The 17,883-nt window shown below is 69.1% G+C and carries 20 protein-coding genes and 1 pseudogene; 9 read left to right on the top strand and 12 right to left on the bottom strand.

The genetic code is table 11. The features are described from left to right. Nucleotide 1: 1 nt before the first annotated feature. Both D7223_RS31335 and D7223_RS31330 read left to right on the top strand, forming a co-directional pair. On the top strand, nt 2-583 hold the full coding sequence (locus D7223_RS31335) for a TetR/AcrR family transcriptional regulator (RefSeq protein ID WP_158610953.1): 582 nt from the start codon (nt 2-4) through the stop codon (nt 581-583). A 152-nt stretch (nt 584-735) separates the two neighbouring features. Then, a complete protein-coding gene (locus D7223_RS31330) occupies nt 736-1,071 on the top strand; it encodes a hypothetical protein (RefSeq protein WP_147252661.1) in 336 nt (111 codons plus the stop codon). Nucleotides 1,072-1,438: 367 nt separating this feature from the next. On the opposite strand, the gene D7223_RS31325 is transcribed toward D7223_RS31330, so the two are convergent. Next, on the bottom strand, nt 1,439-1,990 hold the full coding sequence (locus tag D7223_RS31325) for a TetR/AcrR family transcriptional regulator (RefSeq protein WP_120733133.1): 552 nt from the start codon (nt 1,988-1,990) through the stop codon (nt 1,439-1,441). A 229-nt stretch (nt 1,991-2,219) separates the two neighbouring features. On the opposite strand from D7223_RS31325, the gene D7223_RS31320 reads away from it, so the two are divergent. Genes D7223_RS31320 through D7223_RS31305 form a run of 4 tightly spaced genes read left to right on the top strand, consistent with a single transcriptional unit; the run spans nt 2,220 to nt 5,917 of the window. Beyond that, complete coding sequence (locus tag D7223_RS31320) at nt 2,220-3,581, top strand: cytochrome P450 (RefSeq protein WP_120733131.1); 1,362 nt, start codon at nt 2,220-2,222, stop codon at nt 3,579-3,581. A gap of 52 nt (nt 3,582-3,633) precedes the next feature. Then, nucleotides 3,634-3,807 (top strand): ferredoxin, encoded by a 174-nt coding sequence (locus D7223_RS31315; RefSeq protein WP_202864724.1) that lies wholly within the window; start codon nt 3,634-3,636, stop codon nt 3,805-3,807. Nucleotides 3,808-3,809: 2 nt separating this feature from the next. Beyond that, nucleotides 3,810-5,096: an NAD(P)/FAD-dependent oxidoreductase gene (locus tag D7223_RS31310; protein WP_120733127.1), complete on the top strand. Its 1,287-nt coding sequence runs from the start codon at nt 3,810-3,812 to the stop codon at nt 5,094-5,096. Next, nucleotides 5,093-5,917 carry an SDR family NAD(P)-dependent oxidoreductase gene (locus tag D7223_RS31305; RefSeq protein ID WP_120733125.1) on the top strand — a complete coding sequence of 275 codons (825 nt, stop codon included), beginning with the start codon at nt 5,093-5,095 and terminating at the stop codon, nt 5,915-5,917. The genes D7223_RS31310 and D7223_RS31305 overlap by 4 nt, the downstream gene beginning before the upstream one ends. Nucleotides 5,918-6,019: 102 nt before the next feature. Here D7223_RS31305 and D7223_RS31300 read toward each other — a convergent pair whose 3' ends face one another. From D7223_RS31300 to D7223_RS31280, 5 genes are all read right to left on the bottom strand, one after another. Continuing rightward, a complete protein-coding gene (locus tag D7223_RS31300; protein WP_120733123.1) occupies nt 6,020-6,685 on the bottom strand; it encodes a GAP family protein in 666 nt (221 codons plus the stop codon). Between the two features lie 346 nt (nt 6,686-7,031). After that, nucleotides 7,032-7,481 carry an AAA family ATPase gene (locus tag D7223_RS31295; RefSeq protein WP_120733121.1) on the bottom strand — a complete coding sequence of 150 codons (450 nt, stop codon included), beginning with the start codon at nt 7,479-7,481 and terminating at the stop codon, nt 7,032-7,034. Between the two features lie 376 nt (nt 7,482-7,857). After that, nucleotides 7,858-8,646 carry a hypothetical protein gene (locus D7223_RS31290; protein ID WP_120733119.1) on the bottom strand — a complete coding sequence of 263 codons (789 nt, stop codon included), beginning with the start codon at nt 8,644-8,646 and terminating at the stop codon, nt 7,858-7,860. After that, entirely contained in the window at nt 8,643-9,932 is a 1,290-nt protein-coding gene (locus tag D7223_RS31285) for an ATP-binding cassette domain-containing protein (RefSeq protein WP_202864723.1), read from the bottom strand. Before D7223_RS31285 ends, D7223_RS31290 begins: the two co-directional genes overlap by 4 nt. A gap of 1 nt (nt 9,933) precedes the next feature. After that, nucleotides 9,934-10,413 (bottom strand): hypothetical protein, encoded by a 480-nt coding sequence (locus D7223_RS31280; RefSeq protein ID WP_120733188.1) that lies wholly within the window; start codon nt 10,411-10,413, stop codon nt 9,934-9,936. A 137-nt stretch (nt 10,414-10,550) separates the two neighbouring features. Between D7223_RS31280 and D7223_RS31275 the strand changes: the two genes are divergently transcribed. Then, on the top strand, nt 10,551-11,021 hold the full coding sequence (locus tag D7223_RS31275) for a MarR family winged helix-turn-helix transcriptional regulator (RefSeq protein WP_120733117.1): 471 nt from the start codon (nt 10,551-10,553) through the stop codon (nt 11,019-11,021). Nucleotides 11,022-11,097: 76 nt separating this feature from the next. Here the strand turns inward: D7223_RS31275 and D7223_RS31270 are convergent, their stop codons facing one another. Beyond that, nucleotides 11,098-11,796, bottom strand: coding sequence for a DJ-1/PfpI family protein (locus D7223_RS31270; protein WP_158610952.1), 699 nt, complete (start codon nt 11,794-11,796; stop codon nt 11,098-11,100). A gap of 347 nt (nt 11,797-12,143) precedes the next feature. Continuing rightward, nucleotides 12,144-12,596 carry a nuclear transport factor 2 family protein gene (locus D7223_RS31265; RefSeq protein ID WP_120733113.1) on the bottom strand — a complete coding sequence of 151 codons (453 nt, stop codon included), beginning with the start codon at nt 12,594-12,596 and terminating at the stop codon, nt 12,144-12,146. Nucleotides 12,597-13,204: 608 nt separating this feature from the next. On the opposite strand from D7223_RS31265, the pseudogene D7223_RS31260 reads away from it, so the two are divergent. After that, nucleotides 13,205-13,492 (top strand): annotated as a pseudogene (locus tag D7223_RS31260) (transposase); the annotation flags it as partial. Between the two features lie 372 nt (nt 13,493-13,864). Here D7223_RS31260 and D7223_RS34060 read toward each other — a convergent pair. From D7223_RS34060 to D7223_RS31250, 3 genes are all read right to left on the bottom strand, one after another. Then, a complete protein-coding gene (locus D7223_RS34060) occupies nt 13,865-13,990 on the bottom strand; it encodes a hypothetical protein (protein WP_272948779.1) in 126 nt (41 codons plus the stop codon). Nucleotides 13,991-14,310: 320 nt separating this feature from the next. Beyond that, nucleotides 14,311-15,537 (bottom strand): RNA polymerase sigma factor, encoded by a 1,227-nt coding sequence (locus D7223_RS31255; protein WP_120733186.1) that lies wholly within the window; start codon nt 15,535-15,537, stop codon nt 14,311-14,313. A 74-nt stretch (nt 15,538-15,611) separates the two neighbouring features. After that, nucleotides 15,612-15,893: a YciI family protein gene (locus tag D7223_RS31250; protein WP_238162305.1), complete on the bottom strand. Its 282-nt coding sequence runs from the start codon at nt 15,891-15,893 to the stop codon at nt 15,612-15,614. A 272-nt stretch (nt 15,894-16,165) separates the two neighbouring features. On the opposite strand from D7223_RS31250, the gene D7223_RS31245 reads away from it, so the two are divergent. Beyond that, nucleotides 16,166-17,116 (top strand): site-specific integrase, encoded by a 951-nt coding sequence (locus D7223_RS31245; protein WP_120733111.1) that lies wholly within the window; start codon nt 16,166-16,168, stop codon nt 17,114-17,116. 478 nt (nt 17,117-17,594) lie between these two features. Here D7223_RS31245 and D7223_RS31240 read toward each other — a convergent pair. After that, nucleotides 17,595-17,883, bottom strand: a 289-nt coding sequence (locus D7223_RS31240; protein ID WP_120733109.1) for a DUF4394 domain-containing protein, incomplete at its 5' end; no start/stop codon positions are given.

Raw genomic sequence — 17,883 nt, 5'->3', positions numbered from 1 at the left:
CATGACACAGGCCTTGCAGCGCGATGCTGTGCGTACCCGGAGGGCGTTGCTGGACGCGGCCGCCAAGACGATCGCCACCCATGGCGCCGCGGTGAGTCTTGAGGTCATCGCGCGGGAGGCCGGAGTGTCCAAAGGCGGCCTCCTGCACCACTTCCGCAGCAAAGAGGCGTTGCTTGTGGGTCTCGTCGAGGAGTGGCTGGCGCGCTTCGACGCGGCGGTGCGCCGCCACCTCGACCCGAACGACCACCGGCCGGGGGGGTTGTTTCGGGCCCACATCCGCGCCACCTTTGATGATTCACCCGAAATGGTCGACGAACTGTGGCGGAATCCGGCTGTCCTTACCGCCCTACTCGGCGTGCCCGATGTCCTGCAACGCGCCCAGGTGCACGACCGGATGTGGCGCCAGGCCCTCGCTGACGACGGTCTTCATCCTCAGCGCGCGGCCGTAATCATGGGGATGCTCGACGGATGCACGATGAGCGACCTTCTCGGCAACACGTCGACGAAGGCCGAACGTGAGGACACCCGAGCGCTCCTCCTCGCCCTCACTGACGAGACCGGGCCGGTCGTCTCCCAGGGATGAGCCCGGCAGATCCAGCACAGCGGATGCCCCGACGCCATCGCTCATCCAGGCTGCGCTCCGATGATGCGACGGCAGGGCGGACTTCCATGGCGATGCCGGTGCCGTCCAGATGCAGTGCCCGATGGCTGGTAGCCGAACCGGAAGGAGCAACGATGTCCGCAACCTCCACGGCCTCAAATGGTCAACACCGCCTCCCAGGTACGCCAGCGTTGCCCGTGGTTGGTGACCTCGATGCATCCGCCCGCGACCCGCTGACGCTTTTGGTGAACCCGCAACAGCGGCAGGGCGACCTAACTGCCTGGCCGACTGGCCCGAGTCGTCAGATCGCGATGTTCCATCTCGACCACGGCGAGCTCATCGTGGCGTTGCTCGCCCCACGCCTCGACATGTGGGCCGGTTTCGAGACCCCGATAGAAGTGGAGGCCGTGCCGCTCCTGCAACCGCGCGGCGCAACACCGGTGGTCCTGAACAGGCGTGCGGACACGTGAACACCGCCTATCGGGAGGGCGCCCGGCAGGCCGACGCGCGACGGGCACTTCGTGCCCGTATCCAGCAGCGGCGACGCCGGCACCGGCAACGCCCCGCCGCCGCTCGGGCCGTCGTCGTTGTCGCCGGCGGCACTCTGACCGCTGTTGGCGTGGCTCTGCTCGTACCACTGCTGGAGTTCGCGTTACCGGTGATCGTCGTTGGCCTCACGTTGTTGGCACTGGAGTTCACCTGGGCCGAACACGCCGTGGTACACGCCATGGCAGTGGCTTCTCGCACCCGCGACCTGACCAAGCGGGCCACGAAACGGTGGCGACGACGCCATTCGTTGCGCCGAGCCGGCAGGCCGTAAGTGACACGCAGGGCACATCAGGGTGCAGGCGAACCGGATATGCCGTGCAGAACGGAGCTGACGACGAGGTCCGGTGCCTCACGAGGGGCAAGGAAGCCCGACGCCACCGCGTGGTGCGCGGCAGTGAGAGCCATGCCGAAGAAGAACGTCATCCATCGAGCGGACTGGTCGGTGCGAAGGACCCCGTCTCGCTGACCGCGCCTCATCAGCTCGACCAGCCGCTGCTCAAGTTCCGCGGCGTCCTCGGCGAAACGGGGCACCTGATCCATGAGCGGTTCGTTGATGGCCAACGCCCACAAGTGAGCGATGGGCATCAGCCGCCGCACCAGGTCTCGGATCGCATCCGGCACGGGGCTGTGGGCCATGTCGACCAGGTCGAACACGGCTCGCGCTTCCCGGCAGGCGCGTTCCACGATCGCCTCCACCAGGACATCCCGGTTGGGATACATGCGATGCAAGGTCGCACGGCTGATGGATGCGGCCTGCGCCACGGCACTCAACGGCGCCGCCCGGTCCCGCGCCAGCACGCGCGCTCCCGCATCCACCACCGCGTCTATCGAGACCCGCACCGCACCGCTTCTTCCCTTATCCCGTCCGCTGTCGCCTCGGCGTCGCGCAGCGCGCCCACGCCGGCCGGCCGTCCGCCGATCCTGCCAGATCGCCGCAGGCCAACCTGTGTCACCGCGACGATCGTCGCACCCGCTTGACCCGCCAGCATCTCATGTGAGACTTTGAAGTCTCACATGAGATGCAGAACGTTCACTCCGCCTATCGCGTTCCCGGAAGGAAGGTCCTCCGATGACTTCCGCCCCAGGCAAGCCCCCTATCCCCGTCATGCCCGGTGGCCTGCCTGGCATCGGGCACCTGCCGCGCTTCGCCCGAGACCCTTTGTCCTTCTTCACCGCCCTGCGCGAACGAGGCGACATCGTGCGGTGGCGGCTCGGAAACATGGACAGCGTCTTCGTGGCCCACCCGGACGACATCCAGAGCGTGTTCCTCAACGTCGAGAAGACCTTCTCGATGGACGTCGACTCCGGATACGCCTTCACCCTGTTCGCCGGTCAGGGCATCATCAACACCCACGGGGAGTTCTGGCGTCGGCAACGCAAGATGATGCAGCCCGGCATGCACCCCCGTCGCATCGCCGGTTACGCCGACACCATGGTCACGCTGACCGAGCAGATGCTGCAGGGCTGGCGGCCGGGCGAGACGCGCGACATCAGAGTGGAGATGCTGGCGCTGACCCAACGCATCGCGGCGAAGACCCTCTTCGGAGCGGACGTATCCGGTGACGCGGCCACCGTCGGCGACGCGCTGGACGTCGCGTCCCGCGAGATCGGCGCGGAGTTCCGCGGGGTCACCATGTTCATCCCCCCGAGCGTGCCCACACCGGGTCGCCGGCGACTCAAGGCCGCGATCGGCCAGGTGGAACAGGTGCTCTACCGGATCATCGCCGAGCGCAAGGCTGCCACCGGCGACCGACCGGACGACATGTTGAGCATGCTCATCGACGCGCGCGATGACGACGGGCAGCCTATGAGTGACAAGCAGCTGCGCGACGAGACGATGACCCTGTACATCGCCGGCCACGAGACCACCGGCAACACCCTGGTCTGGGCGTACCAGCTGCTGGCCCGCAACCCACACGTGTACGAGCGGATGATCCAGGAGATCACCGAGGTGGTCGGCAACCGCCCGCCGGAGATGTCCGACTACGTCGCGCTCCGCTACACCGAGGCCGTGGTCAAGGAAACACTGCGCCTCTACCCGCCGGCCTGGTTGTTCCAGGTCAAGGCAGCCGCCGACGTGACTCTGGGGGGACACGCGATCGCCCGAGACACCAACGTGTGGATGAGCCAGTGGGCCACCCACCGCGATCCGCGCTGGTTCGACACCCCTGACGCGTTCCGGCCGGAACGTTTCCTCGGCGACAACCTGGCCACGATGCCCACCTACGCCTGGTTCCCCTTCGGCGGCGGACCTCACGTCTGCCTGGGAAACCGCTTCGCGCTCGTCGAGGCCGTGCTGATCCTCGCCACCATCGCGCAACGCTACCGCCTGGACCTGGATCCCGACCTGGTCATCACTCCGCAGCCGCTGCTCACCCTGCAGCCCGGCCGTGACGTGCCCATGCGGCTACACCGCCCTACGGCGGCCTGACACCCCGTCCACCTCGCACGAGAGGAACCCTGCCTTGAAGGTCACCGTCGACATGACCAGCTGCGAACGCTACGGCCACTGCTGTTTCGAAGCCCCCACCGTCTTCGAACTCGACGACGACGGCGAACTCCAGTACCGCTCCGACGTCACCGACGTCGATGCCGGGCAGCTGCACGCCGCCGCCCGCGCGTGTCCGGTCCAGGCCATCACCCTCGACGCGGACTAGCGATGACCCCGCCACTGCGCCGTGTCGTCATCGCCGGCGCATCCCTGGCCGGCCTGCACGCGGCACACGCCCTGCGTCGACATGGCTTCACCGGAGAGATCACCATGGTCGGCGACGAGACACACCGTCCCTACGACCGCCCTCCCTTGAGCAAGCAGGTACTCCTCGCCCCCGCCAACGGCGTACCCGCCGTAGCCCTGCCGATCGAGCCGTCGATGGACCTGCGGTGGCGCCTCGGAGCCGCCGCCGTCGCACTCGATCCCCGCCACCGCCGGATCCACACCGCCGACGGCACCGCCGTCGACTACGACGGTCTGGTCATCGCCACCGGCGCCCACGCCCGCCGGTGGAACGGTCCCGGTTCCCACCTCGACGGACTTCACTACCTGCGGACCCTCGACGACGCCCTGGCGCTGCGCCGGCGGCTCGCCATCGCCGCCGCCGACCAGCAGCGCGTCCTGATCGCCGGCGGCGGGTTCATCGGCGCCGAGATCGCGCACGCCGCCGCGACCCTCGGCTGCCACGTCACGCTGGTGGAACAACAGGCGCAGCTACTCGGCCAGCAACTCGGCGTGCCCGTCGGCAACAGCATCGCCTCCACCCTCGCCGACGCCGGTGTCACCGTCCGCACCGGTACCACCCTGGCCGCCTTCGACGGCGACAACCACCATCGGCTGATCGCCGCCCGCACCACAGATGGCACCACCATTCCCGCCGACCTCGCCGTCATCGGCCTCGGGATGCTGCCCGCGACCGCCTGGCTGCGTGGCAGCGGCGCTGTGCTCCGCCCGCATCTGCTGTGCGACCGGTACAGCGCCGTCGCGGGGATGGACCCCGACGGCCGCATCGTCGCCGCAGGCGACGTCACCTGCTGGCCCAACCCTGTCTTCGACCACCGCAGGACAGCAGTCGGGCACTGGAGCAACGCCCGCGAGCAAGCCGACAACGCCGCCCACAACCTCCTCGCCGCCCCCGCGGACCGCCTACCCTACGCCCACGTGCCGACGTTCTGGTCCGACATCGGCCCCCTCAAGATCCGATCAGTCGGCATGCCGGACCGGGCCGACAGCGTCACGATCATCGACGGATCCCTCCCGGGTCGCCGCTTTCTCGCCGCGTACGCCCACGGCGACCGCCTCGTCGGCGCCGTCTCCGTCAACCGGCCACGCCACCTGGCCACCATGCACCGACTCATCGCCGCACAGGCACCCATCCAACGCCTCGACGAACTCTCCACAACCACCCAACCCCCGAGCAACACCCTGCTGCCCGAAGGAGAGCACACGTGACGAGACAGCACCTCACCGGGAAAGTCGCCCTGATCACCGGCGCCGCCCGCGGTATCGGCCGCGCCATCGCGATCTCCGCCGCCCAGGCAGGAGCAGACGTCGCCCTTCTGGACATCGCCGCACCGGTCGCCCCCGACGAATTCGCCACGCCAAGCACTCCCGATGACCTGGCGGCCGTCCGCGACACGATCAGCGCGCTCGGCCGACGTACCGCGGTCTTCACCGTCGACGTTCGCCACCCCGACGCCATGCGAGAAGCCGTACGAGACGCAGTCGATCGCCTTGGCGGCCTGCACCTCGTGGCGATCAACGCGGGCGTCGCCGGATGGGTGCCGCTGTCTGACATGACCCCGCAACAATGGCAAACCGTCATCGACGTCAACCTCACCGGCGCGTTCCACACGCTCTCCGCCGTGACGCCCTACCTCACCACCAACGGTCAGGGCCGAATCGTCGCCATCTCGTCACTGGCCGGCCGTCGAGGCATGGAGAACCTCGCCCACTACGCCGCCAGCAAATGGGGCCTCATTGGCCTGGTCAAAAGCGCCGCACTCGAACTCGGACCACACGGCGTCACCGTCAACGCCGTCGCGCCGACCCTCGTCGACACCAACACTGCACCGGAGATACCCAGTCCGGACCTGCCCGCCTCGCACGGCGATGCGATGCCGCATGCACCTGCGCACGCCCTGCCGGTCACCACCGTTGCCGTCGACGACGTTGCCGAGGCGGTCATGTTCCTCTTCTCCGACAACGCCCGCCACATCTCAGGAGCCGTCCTTGACATCACCGCGGGCGCGAGCGGCACCTGGACTGCCTAGCACACCCAACGGCGCGGCACCACGATCGAACCGCCGACCGCCGACCGCCGACCGCCGACCGCCGACCGCCGACCGCCGACCAGCGGGCAGCCCTCACCCCGGTCAGGCGGTGCCTGCGATGGCAACGAGGACGCAGGCACCCAACAGGTAGGCGGCAGCCACCCAGACGTTACGGGGCTGCCGCCTTTCCGCGCCGAGTCGCCGGTACACACCTCTCAACCGTTCCCGCAACCGATCTCCGCGCAGCGCGCCGACAACCAGCAGCACCAGACAGGGCAGACAATAGACCAGCGCATACCCAGCCAGCAGCGCCATACCCGCCTGCCAACTGGTGCCGGATCGCACCACCCGCTCAATGGCGATGAAGTAGGGGAAAGCGTTGGGAAGATCCGCGCCGGTCATCAGAACACCGAGGCCGGCGGATGTCCCCGAATTCACCCATGTAGGCACAGTGACAGCCCGGCGGATCCGGGGGCGTAGCCGCCGTATCCCGGCCACCACAAGAGCGAACGCCGCAGCCGCGAACGCACCACGACGAAGCCACACCAGCCCGTCCCCAACCGCCTGGGCAGCAGCCCCGGCACCCAGATAGACGACGGCGCCCAGACCGAAGACCGTGAGATAGGCCCCGACCACGAACATCCCCGCCGCGCGTACGGGTCGACTCATGGGCGCCAGTAACAACAACGCCACCCCCGCGATCGTCGCCGGGTTAAGAGCATCCAGCAGCGCCAATCCCGTGATCTGAGCCAGCAAACCCACGCTCATGACGGATCCTCTCCGCTCGAACGACGTAGGCGACGACCGACGAGGGGTGGGATCTGCGCGTGGTTCAACCTGTGCCGTATGGGGTCACGATCGCTCGACACCGACTGTAGAACAACACCTACGGTGGGTCGGCGCAATCCTCGAGGTGTACCCGAACCATCCGCTCTGCCGAGCTCCGGTGGGCGGGTGTCGGCGATCGGGTCTTGGCGCAGAGTTGGGTAGGGCAGATGTGCGGGTCGGGCGCGGAGCATTCGGGACGCCGGGACGGTGGCTGGCTATGACGACCCACATCCGACTCACGGAGAGAAAAATGGTGGGCATCGGCTGGCAGCCATGTCGCAGTAGTTCAGGACGCCGGACTGAGTAACTGTTCGACGATGTCGGCCAGCTCTTCCACCGGGCGTTGGCCGTCGAGTTCGACCGTGGCGCCGCGTCGGAGCAACGGTTGCACCTCACGCATGTAGCGCGTGATTTCTGCGCGATGCTCGGCTGTCTTCCCGTACGGATTGGTCGACCGCTGCGTGGCCCGATCGAGCAGAACATCGAGTGGTGCGTTCAGCAGGACGACGTGGTCGAAACGGTCGTAGAAGCGGCCCTGGTTCGCTACCGTCCCCGAGACGACAATGGCAGCGCGCTGTGCGAGCAAAGCCGCCATGCGCGGCTCGTCCCAGTCGCCGTCCGGCAACGTCCACCTGTCATAGTCGGTGTCGATGGTCTCGTGACCGCGACGGGCCAGCTCCGTCAGCAGCGTGGTCTTGCCCGCGCCCGACATGCCCGTTACCAACACTCGCGCCACCCGTCGACCCTACGCGCGCCCGCTGTCCCGCGCCTGACCTCTTCCCGTACACGGATGTGAGCGTCGAAGGTGGATCCTTCGCCATTAGCACATCGGATCCGGATTCCCCCGGGGCGCGGCCACGTCTGCATGTGTAGCCGATGACTTTTGGGTGCTGGTGGTGGCGTGGCCGTCAGCTCGCCGCTGAGCTTGCGGATGTCGATGGCCGCTGTGTACGCGGTCACGTACGCGGCGCTGCGCTGCGGCCCGTACGCCGACAGCAGGGCCAGCACGACCCTCGGCGACGTTCAGAGCGATCGGTTCGACGACCGCAGGCTGGGTCCTGCGAACAGGTTCTTGCCGACATCGCGGGGTGGCGCCGGGACGAGGACTGGTGTCACTCGGTCACGTCCCTTCGGAGGAAGACGACGGTGGCGGCGGCTGCTGCGGCGGCGGTGACGGCGGCGGCCCACAGGGCGGCGGTGGCGGTCGTGGTGGTGTCCGTGCCGCCGAACGCGACTGCGGACAGGAGTTGCCCGGGCAGGATGCCGCTGGTGGCGGGGAAGACGGCCGCGATGAGTCCTTCGACCAGACCGTAGACGAGCCCGCTGCCGATGGCCGCGATGGCCGAACGCAGGACGAGCGCGAGGGCCGTGCCGAGGACGGCGAAGCCGAGCAGGGCCAGTGTCATCAGCCCGGTGGACGAGGCGACGCTCGCCCAGCCGCGTGTCTGGCGCCAGGCGGCGGTGTCGACGCTGTAGCGGGCCGCGGCGAGGTGGGCCGTCGCGAGCACTGCCGTTGCCGCGACCAGGGCGAGCGCTACCACGAGCGTGGCCAGAGCGAGGCTGGTCCCTGCCAGCCAGGTGCCCCGCTGCGGCTGGCGGACCAGTTGGATGCTCAGGGTCCCGGTGCGGTATTCGCCGGCGACATGGGCGGCGCAGACGGTGAGGGTCAACGCGCCGAGGACCATCACCATGCGGCTGATCAGATCTCCCGGAACGGTGGCACCGCCCATGGTTGCCAACAGCATGGGGGGGTCGCTGAGGCGGGAACCGCCGGGTCGGGCGGCTGTCAGGAAGGTGCCGACGGTGACCATGACGGCGAAGCCGATCGTGGCGCCGGTAGCGGCGAGCAGCAGCAAGGGACGCGTGAGCTTGATCCAGGTCGCGGTGAACGTGCCGATCATCGCAGACCTACGGGCAGGGATTGCGGCTGGCCGGCGGTGAGGGCGAGGAACGCCTGTTCCAGACCGGTCGCCTCGGGACGCAGCTCGGCCAGGGTGATTCCCGCGTCCATGGCGGCCCGGTTGCATCCAGGGGCGTCTGCGGCCGGCGCGTCGATGACCATGGCACCTGCCCGACGGTGCGCCTGGTACCCCAGGCCGGTCAGGACCTCGGCGAGGGCGGGTAGGGCGCTGGGATCCTCGGGGCGAAGCAGTAAGCGGGATGTGATGAGGTCACGGCGGGGGCCGGCGAAGACGATCTTGCCCTGGTGCAGGGCCACGAGATGATCGCAGGTGTGTTCGATCTCGTTGAGCAAATGGCTGGAGATCAGACATGTGGTGCCGTCGTCGGCGAGGCGACGCAGTAGCAGGCGCAGTTCGGCGATGCCGTGGGGGTCGAGGCCGTTGGCGGGTTCGTCGAGCACGAGCAGGCGGGGTCGTGGCAGCAGCGCGGCGGCGATGCCGAGGCGTTGACGCATGCCGAAGGAATAGCGGGACACGCGGTCATCTGCCCGGTCGGTGAGTTCGACCATGTCCAGGACCTCGTCGATCCTCGCGGCGGGGATGCCGCCGAGGCGGGCGTGCACCCGCAGGTTCTGTCGTCCGGACAGTCCGGGATAACTCGCGGGACCCTCGACGAGCGCGCCCACCGACGCGAGGTAGCGGGCTGGTTGGCGCACGGACTGGCCGAGGACGGTGGCGTCGCCGCCGGTGGGGCGGATCAAGCCGAGGAGCATCCTGATGGTGGTGGTCTTGCCCGCGCCGTTGGGACCGATGAACCCGGTGATGCTGCCCGAGGGCACGGTGAAGGTGAGCGGCCCCACCACGCGGCCGTGGCCGAAGTCCTTCACCAGAGCGTCGACGGTGATGGCCATGTCGTTGTCTGTCTCGGACCCGGCGGGATCGGCGGTGCCCGCGCAGAGGCCTCCGAGGTCCTCAGGGCGGGCTTCGGCAGGATCGCTGGGCACTGACATCGGCGCTGCGGATGTCGTCGAGCCGACCCGGTCCATCAGGCGTAGGGCGAGGTAGCCACCGATTCCCGGCACGAGGGCGGCGTAGCGGGCGCGCCGGGGAGCGGTGGAGGCGAGCAGGGCCAGTGCGATGACGGCGAGGTAGGTGGTGCCGTGCACCGGGCCGGTGGCCGAGGTGACGAGGGGATGGTGCACGGTGAGGCGGTTGACGACCAGAACGATCAGGGATCCGGCTTCGACGGCGGCGGCGATGCGCAGCGGCGACAGGTCAGCGCCCATGTCAGGCACCCGTCGTGGAGCCGGGACGCACGATCATGAGCACCACCACGACCGCCCAGAGCAAGGAGAACACGCCTGTCGTCATGGCGAGCCCCGGCACCCCGTTGACCGCATCGCCTCGGGCAGCGTCAGGGGCGGGGGGACCGTCCAGGCTTGCCATGATGCGTTGTTGGCCCGGCAGGATGCGCAGCGCGAGCAGCAGCCCGGCGGTGATGGTCAACCCGATCGACACGAGCAGCCACGCATCGGTGAGTACGCCCAACTGCTGGGCGGTGGCGAGACCGAAGGCCGGTACCGCCAGGCCCAACACCGCGTAGACACGGCAGATACGGTGCAGCAGCCGGACAACGGCGACGTCGCTGGAGTCGCTCGAGCCTAGGGCGGCTCGACTGTGGCGGGGAAAGAGGCTCGCGGCCACCGTGACCGGCCCGATGAAGATGATCCCCGCCAGGACGTGCACGCTCAACAGGAGTTTTGTCATGTTCCCCTCGATGTCTATCGTGCTCAGGACCGCGCAGGCAGGCACGGCGGGCGGACGCCCTCCGCTACTTTAAGTCAGGCTTACACTCTGACTTACGGTAGGGTGGGGTGAACATGGGAAGCCGACGGGAAGGTGCGATGAGGCAAGAGGCAAGCTCGGCCGCGCAGGACAGTGGTCGCCCGGCGCCACGCGGATTGGCGGCGTCGACAGCTCTGCTGTTCATCGCGGCGGGCCGCACGGTGCAGCGACGTATCGAGCGCGATCTCGCCGCCCACAAGCTGACGCTGCGCCACATCGGGGCTCTCGGTCACCTCGCCGCCAACCCGGACCTCTCCTACAGCGACCTCGCGCGCAGGGCCGGCGTGACCGCGCAGAGCATGCACGCCACCGTCAACCGTCTCGAGGAACTCGGGGCGGTCCAGCGCCAACTGGCCGGGCACGGCCATCCCGCACGACTGGAGGTGACCGACCTCGGCCACCGCCTGCTCGCTCACGCCGCGGACACCGCCGCCGCCCTCGACCAGGAACTACTCGCCGGACTCACCGACCAGAAGCGCGACGACCTGGCACGCCTACTTCACACCATTGCCGCGTCCGCGCGGCCCTGAGCGGCGCATCCGGTGGTGGCCGGAGCAATCGTCCTGCCGCGCGGCACATCTCGATGCGCCGCGCGGCCCGGACCGACTAGACAGGCGGACGCTGACCTGACAGGGCGAACAGTTCCTGCACGATCTCCGCCCGCGGACCGGTGGACACGAGCCCGAACAGCGCGGCCAACTCATCCGGACCCGGCTCCGGCAGGCTTCGCGGCGCGAAGGGCGGACCCCACACCTCGACGTCGTACTCCAACGACACCTGCATCGCCCTGGCCGTCGGAGTATCCACGTAGTGGGCGGCGACATGCAGGCCCAGGTCCAGCGACGACACGGCGTTCGCGCCGGTGACGAACTTCCCGTCGGCGACCAGCCGCATCGGCACCTCGATGACCCCGTGCGCGGGCAGCGGCACCGGCTGTGCCGCCACCCGCACCCCGTCCAACAGTCCCGCCGCCGCCAGCACGGCCCGTCCCACACACATCGCCGTGGTGAAACGGGTGCCCGAATCGATCCGGCGGACCCACTCCAGAGTCCGTTCGTCGCTGAGCAACGCCGCCACCCGACCGCCCGGCACCATCAGAACCTCAGCGGAGTCCACGTCGTCGATACCGTAGCCGGCCATCAACACCACGTCGCCGCTGTCGGACACCACCGGGCCGGCGCGATCCGCCACGAAGATCGTCCGGAACCCCGGCACCAGACTGATCACCTCCTCGAACCCGATCGCCTCGAGAGCGTTGTAGCCCTCGGGCAGATACACGACCGCGGTCCGCACCTCGTCTGACATCGTCACCTGCTCCTTCCCTTGGAAACCTTCAGTCAGACTGTAACCCATGCTGAAGGTCGGCGGGGACGCGCCGTCGCAGTAGCCCCGTGGCGTGAAGGCGCATCCTGCACGACAGCGACCGCTCGCATCAGGTCGAAGAGAGCGGGATGAGGCCGAAGAGCCGACGTCGATGTGGGCGCGACGACCGGAGCCGGACGCATGCCCGACGTTTCACGGGCGATCAGCGTGACCTCACTCGTTGAGTTCCGCTCGCGCCGCGGCAGGGAGCGCATCACGGCCGCTGGCCAACGAGCCGGTCTGGTGGGACATCTATCCCTCGCGACCGAGACGGCTGACCCCACCGCACGCTAGTCAGTGATTGGCGCGGCCAGGGCTTCGCTGTTGCCGTGCGCCGCCATGATCTGCAGGGCGGCTGCTACGGCCTGAGAGTCTTCGTTAGCGTCAATGGCCACGATCTTGAACCATTTCATCTGCACGATATGGACGCCGTGGTTCTGGTAGGCAGAGTGGTCGGGCATGTCCTGCGTGGCGGACCAACGGATGATCACTGTCGTGTTGGCCGGAGTGCCCGACACCCACACGTCTTCGACAGTGAGCCGCAAGGTCGGGTTGAGCCGCCCGAGCCGCTGGAACCACCGGCGTAGAGCGTCGCGGCTGTGCCGCTCCCCGCCGAGGGCGTGGTCCCCGCCGAATCGATGGTGAACTGTCGGCACGCAGTCCTTGAGCAGGGCGTCGTAGTCTTGGGCATTGACCCGAGTGAAGTTGCGTGCGGCGATGCGCTTGACAACGCGGTGGTACATGAGGTCGTCCTCCTAACTGCCTCGGCCTGACCGACCCCCGGCTCGACACTGCCAACCGGTTCCTGAGCCTCTCAGACCGCATCGGCAGTGTCAGGCGAGTCTTGGTTCAGCCAGAACGATCGAAATCAGACGCGTGGCAGAATCCCGTGCCTGCCAGAAATCTGACCTAGGTGAATCACGCCCATCGGTGCGCACCTGCCGGTCACCCCGCTGCGGCCCGAACCCCAAGCCCTGATCCAGGCAGCACGACGTCCAGCGCATAATCGGATACGCCGCGGGGGACGTCGGTCGGGCTCGGCGTTGACAACCTGTGCGATGCCCGCGAAGACCGCCCGCCGCTCCGCCGTAGAACGCAATACGGGGGTACACGTTGGCGGCGGCCGTACCGCACTCGCCGCCGCCATTCGCCGCGTAGCCGTAAGTCGCTGACGGCCCAGGTTCCGGGGTGGCGTTCTCGGGTGAGACGCCCACCCTTCTGTCGAAGGGCCGCCTCCGCGCTCCGCCGGGATCGTGGCGCACAGTCTTCAGAGGGCATCTGATCCGTGTAGCGGTTATTTCACGTTCGGTCGTGGCGTGGGCCGCTGTGGGTTGTTGATCGCGGCGTGGGTGTGCAGCGGCGTGGGTATCGGTCGGACTTGTCGGATGAGCGGTGGGCGTTGATCGAGCCGGTCCTGACCGCGTGGCGGGCAGCGCGGGTGGGCTTGGGGATCAGCCGGCCGGTGCATGACCGGCGGGAGATCGTCAACGCGATCCCGTATGTGGCGAGGACGGGGATCGCGTGGGAGCACCTGCCGCATGACTTTCCGCCGGCGATGACGGTGTACGACTACTACGCCAAGTGGGAGGCGGACGGGACCACCCAGCGCATCCACGACCTGCTGCGGGAACGCGTCCGTCCGTTCGCACCGGAACTCGTCGACGCTGCTCTCGGCGATCCACAGATACTCCCAGGTGATGTCGTCTGACGGGAGCGTGAACGACGTTCGACGGTGCACCGCGTTGGCGGTGTCGCCGTGCTGGATCAGCCGCACGTTCGGCGCCTCGTGAAGCAGCGTGTGCCGCATGCTTCGAACGCCGTGGGCGTAGAGCGGACTGCCGACCACTACGCGTCCTTGTCGTGCGGCAGCCGCACGGTGAGCGCGGCGGCGCGAGCACCGTCCGAGCGGCTGGCGCGATAACTGCTCCGCGGTCTCCGACTCGTTGGACCGGTCGACCGCCTGCACGCAGTACTCGCCAGCCAACTTCTCGAACTCGTCGGTGATGATCACCTAGACCTGCTCGGGGTCGGGTATCTCGGCGGCAAACTCCGTCAGGACGGTCTGCCACGTGGCTGCCTGCCCGGCAGGAAGGCCGGAGCGCGTCAGGCGGAAGGTGACGTCGATCCCGTTGGGCATCTCGCGATTATGTCGACGCCGTACGACATCATCGAACGGGTTGCGACCCCAGCGGGGCAGCTTGCGCGGCGAGGAGAGGTGGCGCCGCCGCCGGGCCTTGAGGGTGGTCGACCCGGCCGATCCGCCGCCAACGCACCAGAGCCTCGACCAGGGCGGTCTGCACCAGGTCCTGTTGACCGGTGCAGGTCACCGGTCAACAGGTAAGCGTACCGCTCCGGGGCTCTGACCCGTGCTACGACGTACTCCTCGAACTTCACGGAGCCTCAACGGGGCGGGCAGGGGGCCGCGTTGCACCCCGAATTGCGTTCGGCGGTGGAGGGTCACCGGTTCGGCGCCTGGGTCGCCGCGCCCGGGTCGAGGTCGCTGATCCGGCGCCGGAGGAAGTCGCGCTCGGCCCCGTTGGCGGTCAGTTCTAGCGCCGCGCGGTAGGCGGCGGACGCCTCACCGCCCCGGCCCAGGCGCCGCAGCAGGTCGGCCCGGACGGCGTGCACGTACGGGTACGAGCGCAACCGGGCGTCGCCGGCGAGCCGCTCGACGATCCCCAGCGCCGCCGCCGGCCCCTCAGCGAACGCCAGCGCGGCGGCGCGGTTGAGTTCGACGACCGGTGACGGCTCGACCGCCAGCAGCAGGTCGTAGAGGTGCACGACGCGGGCCCAGTCGGTGGCCGCGAACGTCGGCGCGACGGCGTGGGCCCCGGCGATCGCGGCCTGCAGGGCGAACCGCCCGGGTCGCGGGGCCTGCAGGGACTCGACGGTCCAGCGCAGCCCCTCGACGATCATGACGTGGTCCCACTGCTGCCGGTCATGGTGCTCGAGCAGCACGAGCCGGCCCTGCGCGTCGAGCCGCGCGGCCCGGCGCGCGTGCGTGAGCAGCAGCAGCCCGAGCAGCCCGCGGGTCTCGCGCTCGGCGGGCAGCAGCTGCACGAGCGTGCGGGCCAGGTCGAGGGCGCGCTCGCAGAGGTCGTCGCGCACGAGTTGCTCGCCGGTCGGCGCGGTGTGGCCGGTGCTGAAGAGCAGGTGGACGGCGGCCAGCACGCTGTCCAGCCGCTCGGGCAGCTCCGCGGCCGTCGGGGTGCGGTAGGGGATCCGCGCCTGGGTGATCTTCTTCTTCGCCCGGGTGATCCGCGCCGCCATCGTCGACTCCGGCACGAGGAACGCCCGGGCGACGTCGGGCGTGGCCACACCGCAGACGAGCCGCAGGGTGAGGGCGACCCGTGCGGCCGGGTCGAGCGCCGGGTGGCAGCACGTAAAGAGCAGCCGCAGCCGGTCGTCGGGCAGCGCCTCGTCGCCGTCCGCGTCACTGCCGGCTGGCGACCCCGAGGCGTCGGCCTCGACGGGTTCGACGAGCAGGGGCAACTTGCGGCGCAGGGCGACCTCCCGCCGCAGCCGGTCTACGGCGCGACGCCGGGCCGTCGTCGTGAGCCAGGCACCGGGCCGCTCGGGCACGCCCGAGCGCGTCCACGCGGTCATCGCGTCGACGTAGGCCTCCTGGGCGCACTCCTCGGCCAAGTCGAGGTCGCCGGCGACGCGCACCGTCGCGGCGAGCACGAAGGCCCACTCGCGACGGTGCGCGTCCGCCAGTGCGTCCGCGACCCCACCCGGTGGAGGGCTCGCGGCAGGGGTCACTGGGCCGGGCCGGCGTTCACGTCCATGAGCGGCCGGACCTCGACGCCGCCGAACGGGGCGGGCGTGAGCTTAGCGATCTCGAGGGCGTGGTCGAGGTCGCGGGCCTCGACGAGGTAGAAGCCGCCGAACGCCTCCTTGGTCTCGACGAAGGGGCCGTCGGTGACCTCGCCGCTGCGGATCGACGTGGCCGTGGTCGTGGGCTGCAGGACGCCGCCGCCGGTGATCGTGCCGCCGAGGTCGGCGACGGCCTTGACGAACGCGCCGTGCGCGTCGACCACCGAGCCTCACGCCTCGGGCGTGACGGTCGCGTATTCGGCCTCGCGCTCGTAAATCGAGATCATGTACTGCGTCATGTCGGGCTCCTGTCGGGCGTCGTGGGCCGGTCCCTCCGGCCCCGCACCCTTCCGTCGCACAGCCTGGCCCCGGATCGACAACCGGTGCGAGGATTTATCAGGCGTTCGCCGGTTCGGGGGCTACGGATCAGAAGGTTAGGGGTTCGAGTCCCGTCGGGCCGGTTGAGGCCCACGACGGTGCTGAATTACGCAGCATCGTGGAAAGGTATCTGATCCCGCAGCTGGGCTTCCATCGGTTGAGCAAGCTGCGCGTGAAGACCGTTCAGCGGGCCATGGACGTGATCTGCGGTCAGGTGGTGCGGGGCGGGCGGCTGATCTCGGCGGGCAGTGTGAGCCGGATCCGGGCGGTGCTGCGCAGCGCGTTGCCGGAGGCGCGGCGGCGGGGCATCGTCGGCCACAATCCCGCCCGGAATCTGCGGCTGCCCAATGGGGCGCGCCCGCATGTGGTGGTCTGGGATGACGAGCGCGAGGCGGTGTGGCGGGAGACCGGTGTGCGTCCACGGGTCTCGGTATGGGACTTGAACAATCTGGCGCGGTTCCTTGAGGCGGTGCGCGACGATCCGCTGTTCGTGCTGTGGTGGCTGGTTGCGCTGCGCGGCCCGCGTCGAGGCGAGATGGCGGGCCTGCGCTGGGAGGACATCAGCCTGGCCGCGGGCGAGCTGACGATCCGGGAGCAGGTCATCGTCATCGGTGCGCGGGAGCACATCGGACCACCTAAGTTAGCGGCCGGGGTGCGGACGCTGGCCCTTGACGAGGCCACGGTGACGCTGTTGTGGGAGTTGTGGCATGAGCAGCGGCGCCGCCGCGGCGGGGGTGGCCCGAAGGGGAGGGTCTTCGTTCACGCGAACGGGCGGCCGGTGAGCCCGGACTGGTTGACCCGCCGGTTCGCGAAATTGGTCAAACACCTGGCGCTGCCGCCGGTGGGGTTGCATGACTTGCGGCACGCGGCCGCGGGGTTGGCGTCGGCGGCTGGGGTGGACCTGAAGATGATCCAGCACGACATGGGTCATGCCAGCCCGGTTACCACCGCGGAGACGTACATCTACGTGTTCAAAAAGGTGGCCAAGGAGGCGGTGCGGGCCAGCGCTGCGTTGCTGCTGTCGCACGCCAAGGTCCGCATGTCGCTGGAGGGTGCCTCTCGAGCATGAATCGTCAGCGATGTCGTCCTCTTCGTGCGGCTGGCCGCCAGGCCTCGCCAGGGCGACCTGGATGTGAGCACCGGGGGGTCCGCTTCGTGACCGCTCAGGTGTGGCGAGGCTTCTAGGATGGTCGGACCTGCGCCGCTGCCGCGACGAGTCGTCGTAAGGACGCCTCGACCTCGGAGTAGGTGCGGGTTTAGGCCGCGGTTCGGGTTGACCCCATATCCGTCAGGTGGAGACCGCAGCGATGGCGCGGCGCAGCGCCGCGACCACCTCGGCGGGTGGGGCACCGCGGATGAATGGATGTCCCACACGCCGAGTCGGACGCCGCGTCGGTGGTCGATTACGGCGAGGCCGTAGAGAAAGGACGTGGCGCCTCGCTCCCCGTCTACCCGGGCGCAGGAGAAGTTGATCTGACTTGGCTTCCCCTGCACTGGCGTGCGCATCAGGGGCGCCGCTGGCCCCGGGTCTCGGGATCCGGTGTGAGTCAGCGTTGGCCGAGGGGAATGGCGAGGTCCACGACGGTGAGGTTGGCGTGGAACGCGCCGGCTGGGTCGACGTCGCCGGTGAGAAGGTCCACGGTGTGAATGCCACTGGCGGTGGCACCGGCCAGTACGGCGTAGGCCCTGTTGGCGACGGTGCGGCCGTCGCGCACGACGCTGTAGATGTCGAAGCCGGCGTGGGTGCCGGCGGTGACGCCGAGCTTGCCGGTGGCGGCGAGTTGTCCGGAGTTGGCGGGGGACTGCACCGCGACCTGGTCGAGGTTGGTGTCGATG

Origin of the sequence: Micromonospora endolithica (assembly GCF_003626595.1) — a bacterium.
Classification (GTDB): domain Bacteria; phylum Actinomycetota; class Actinomycetes; order Mycobacteriales; family Micromonosporaceae; genus Micromonospora; species Micromonospora endolithica.
This window is presented reverse-complemented; position numbering and strand designations above follow the sequence as displayed.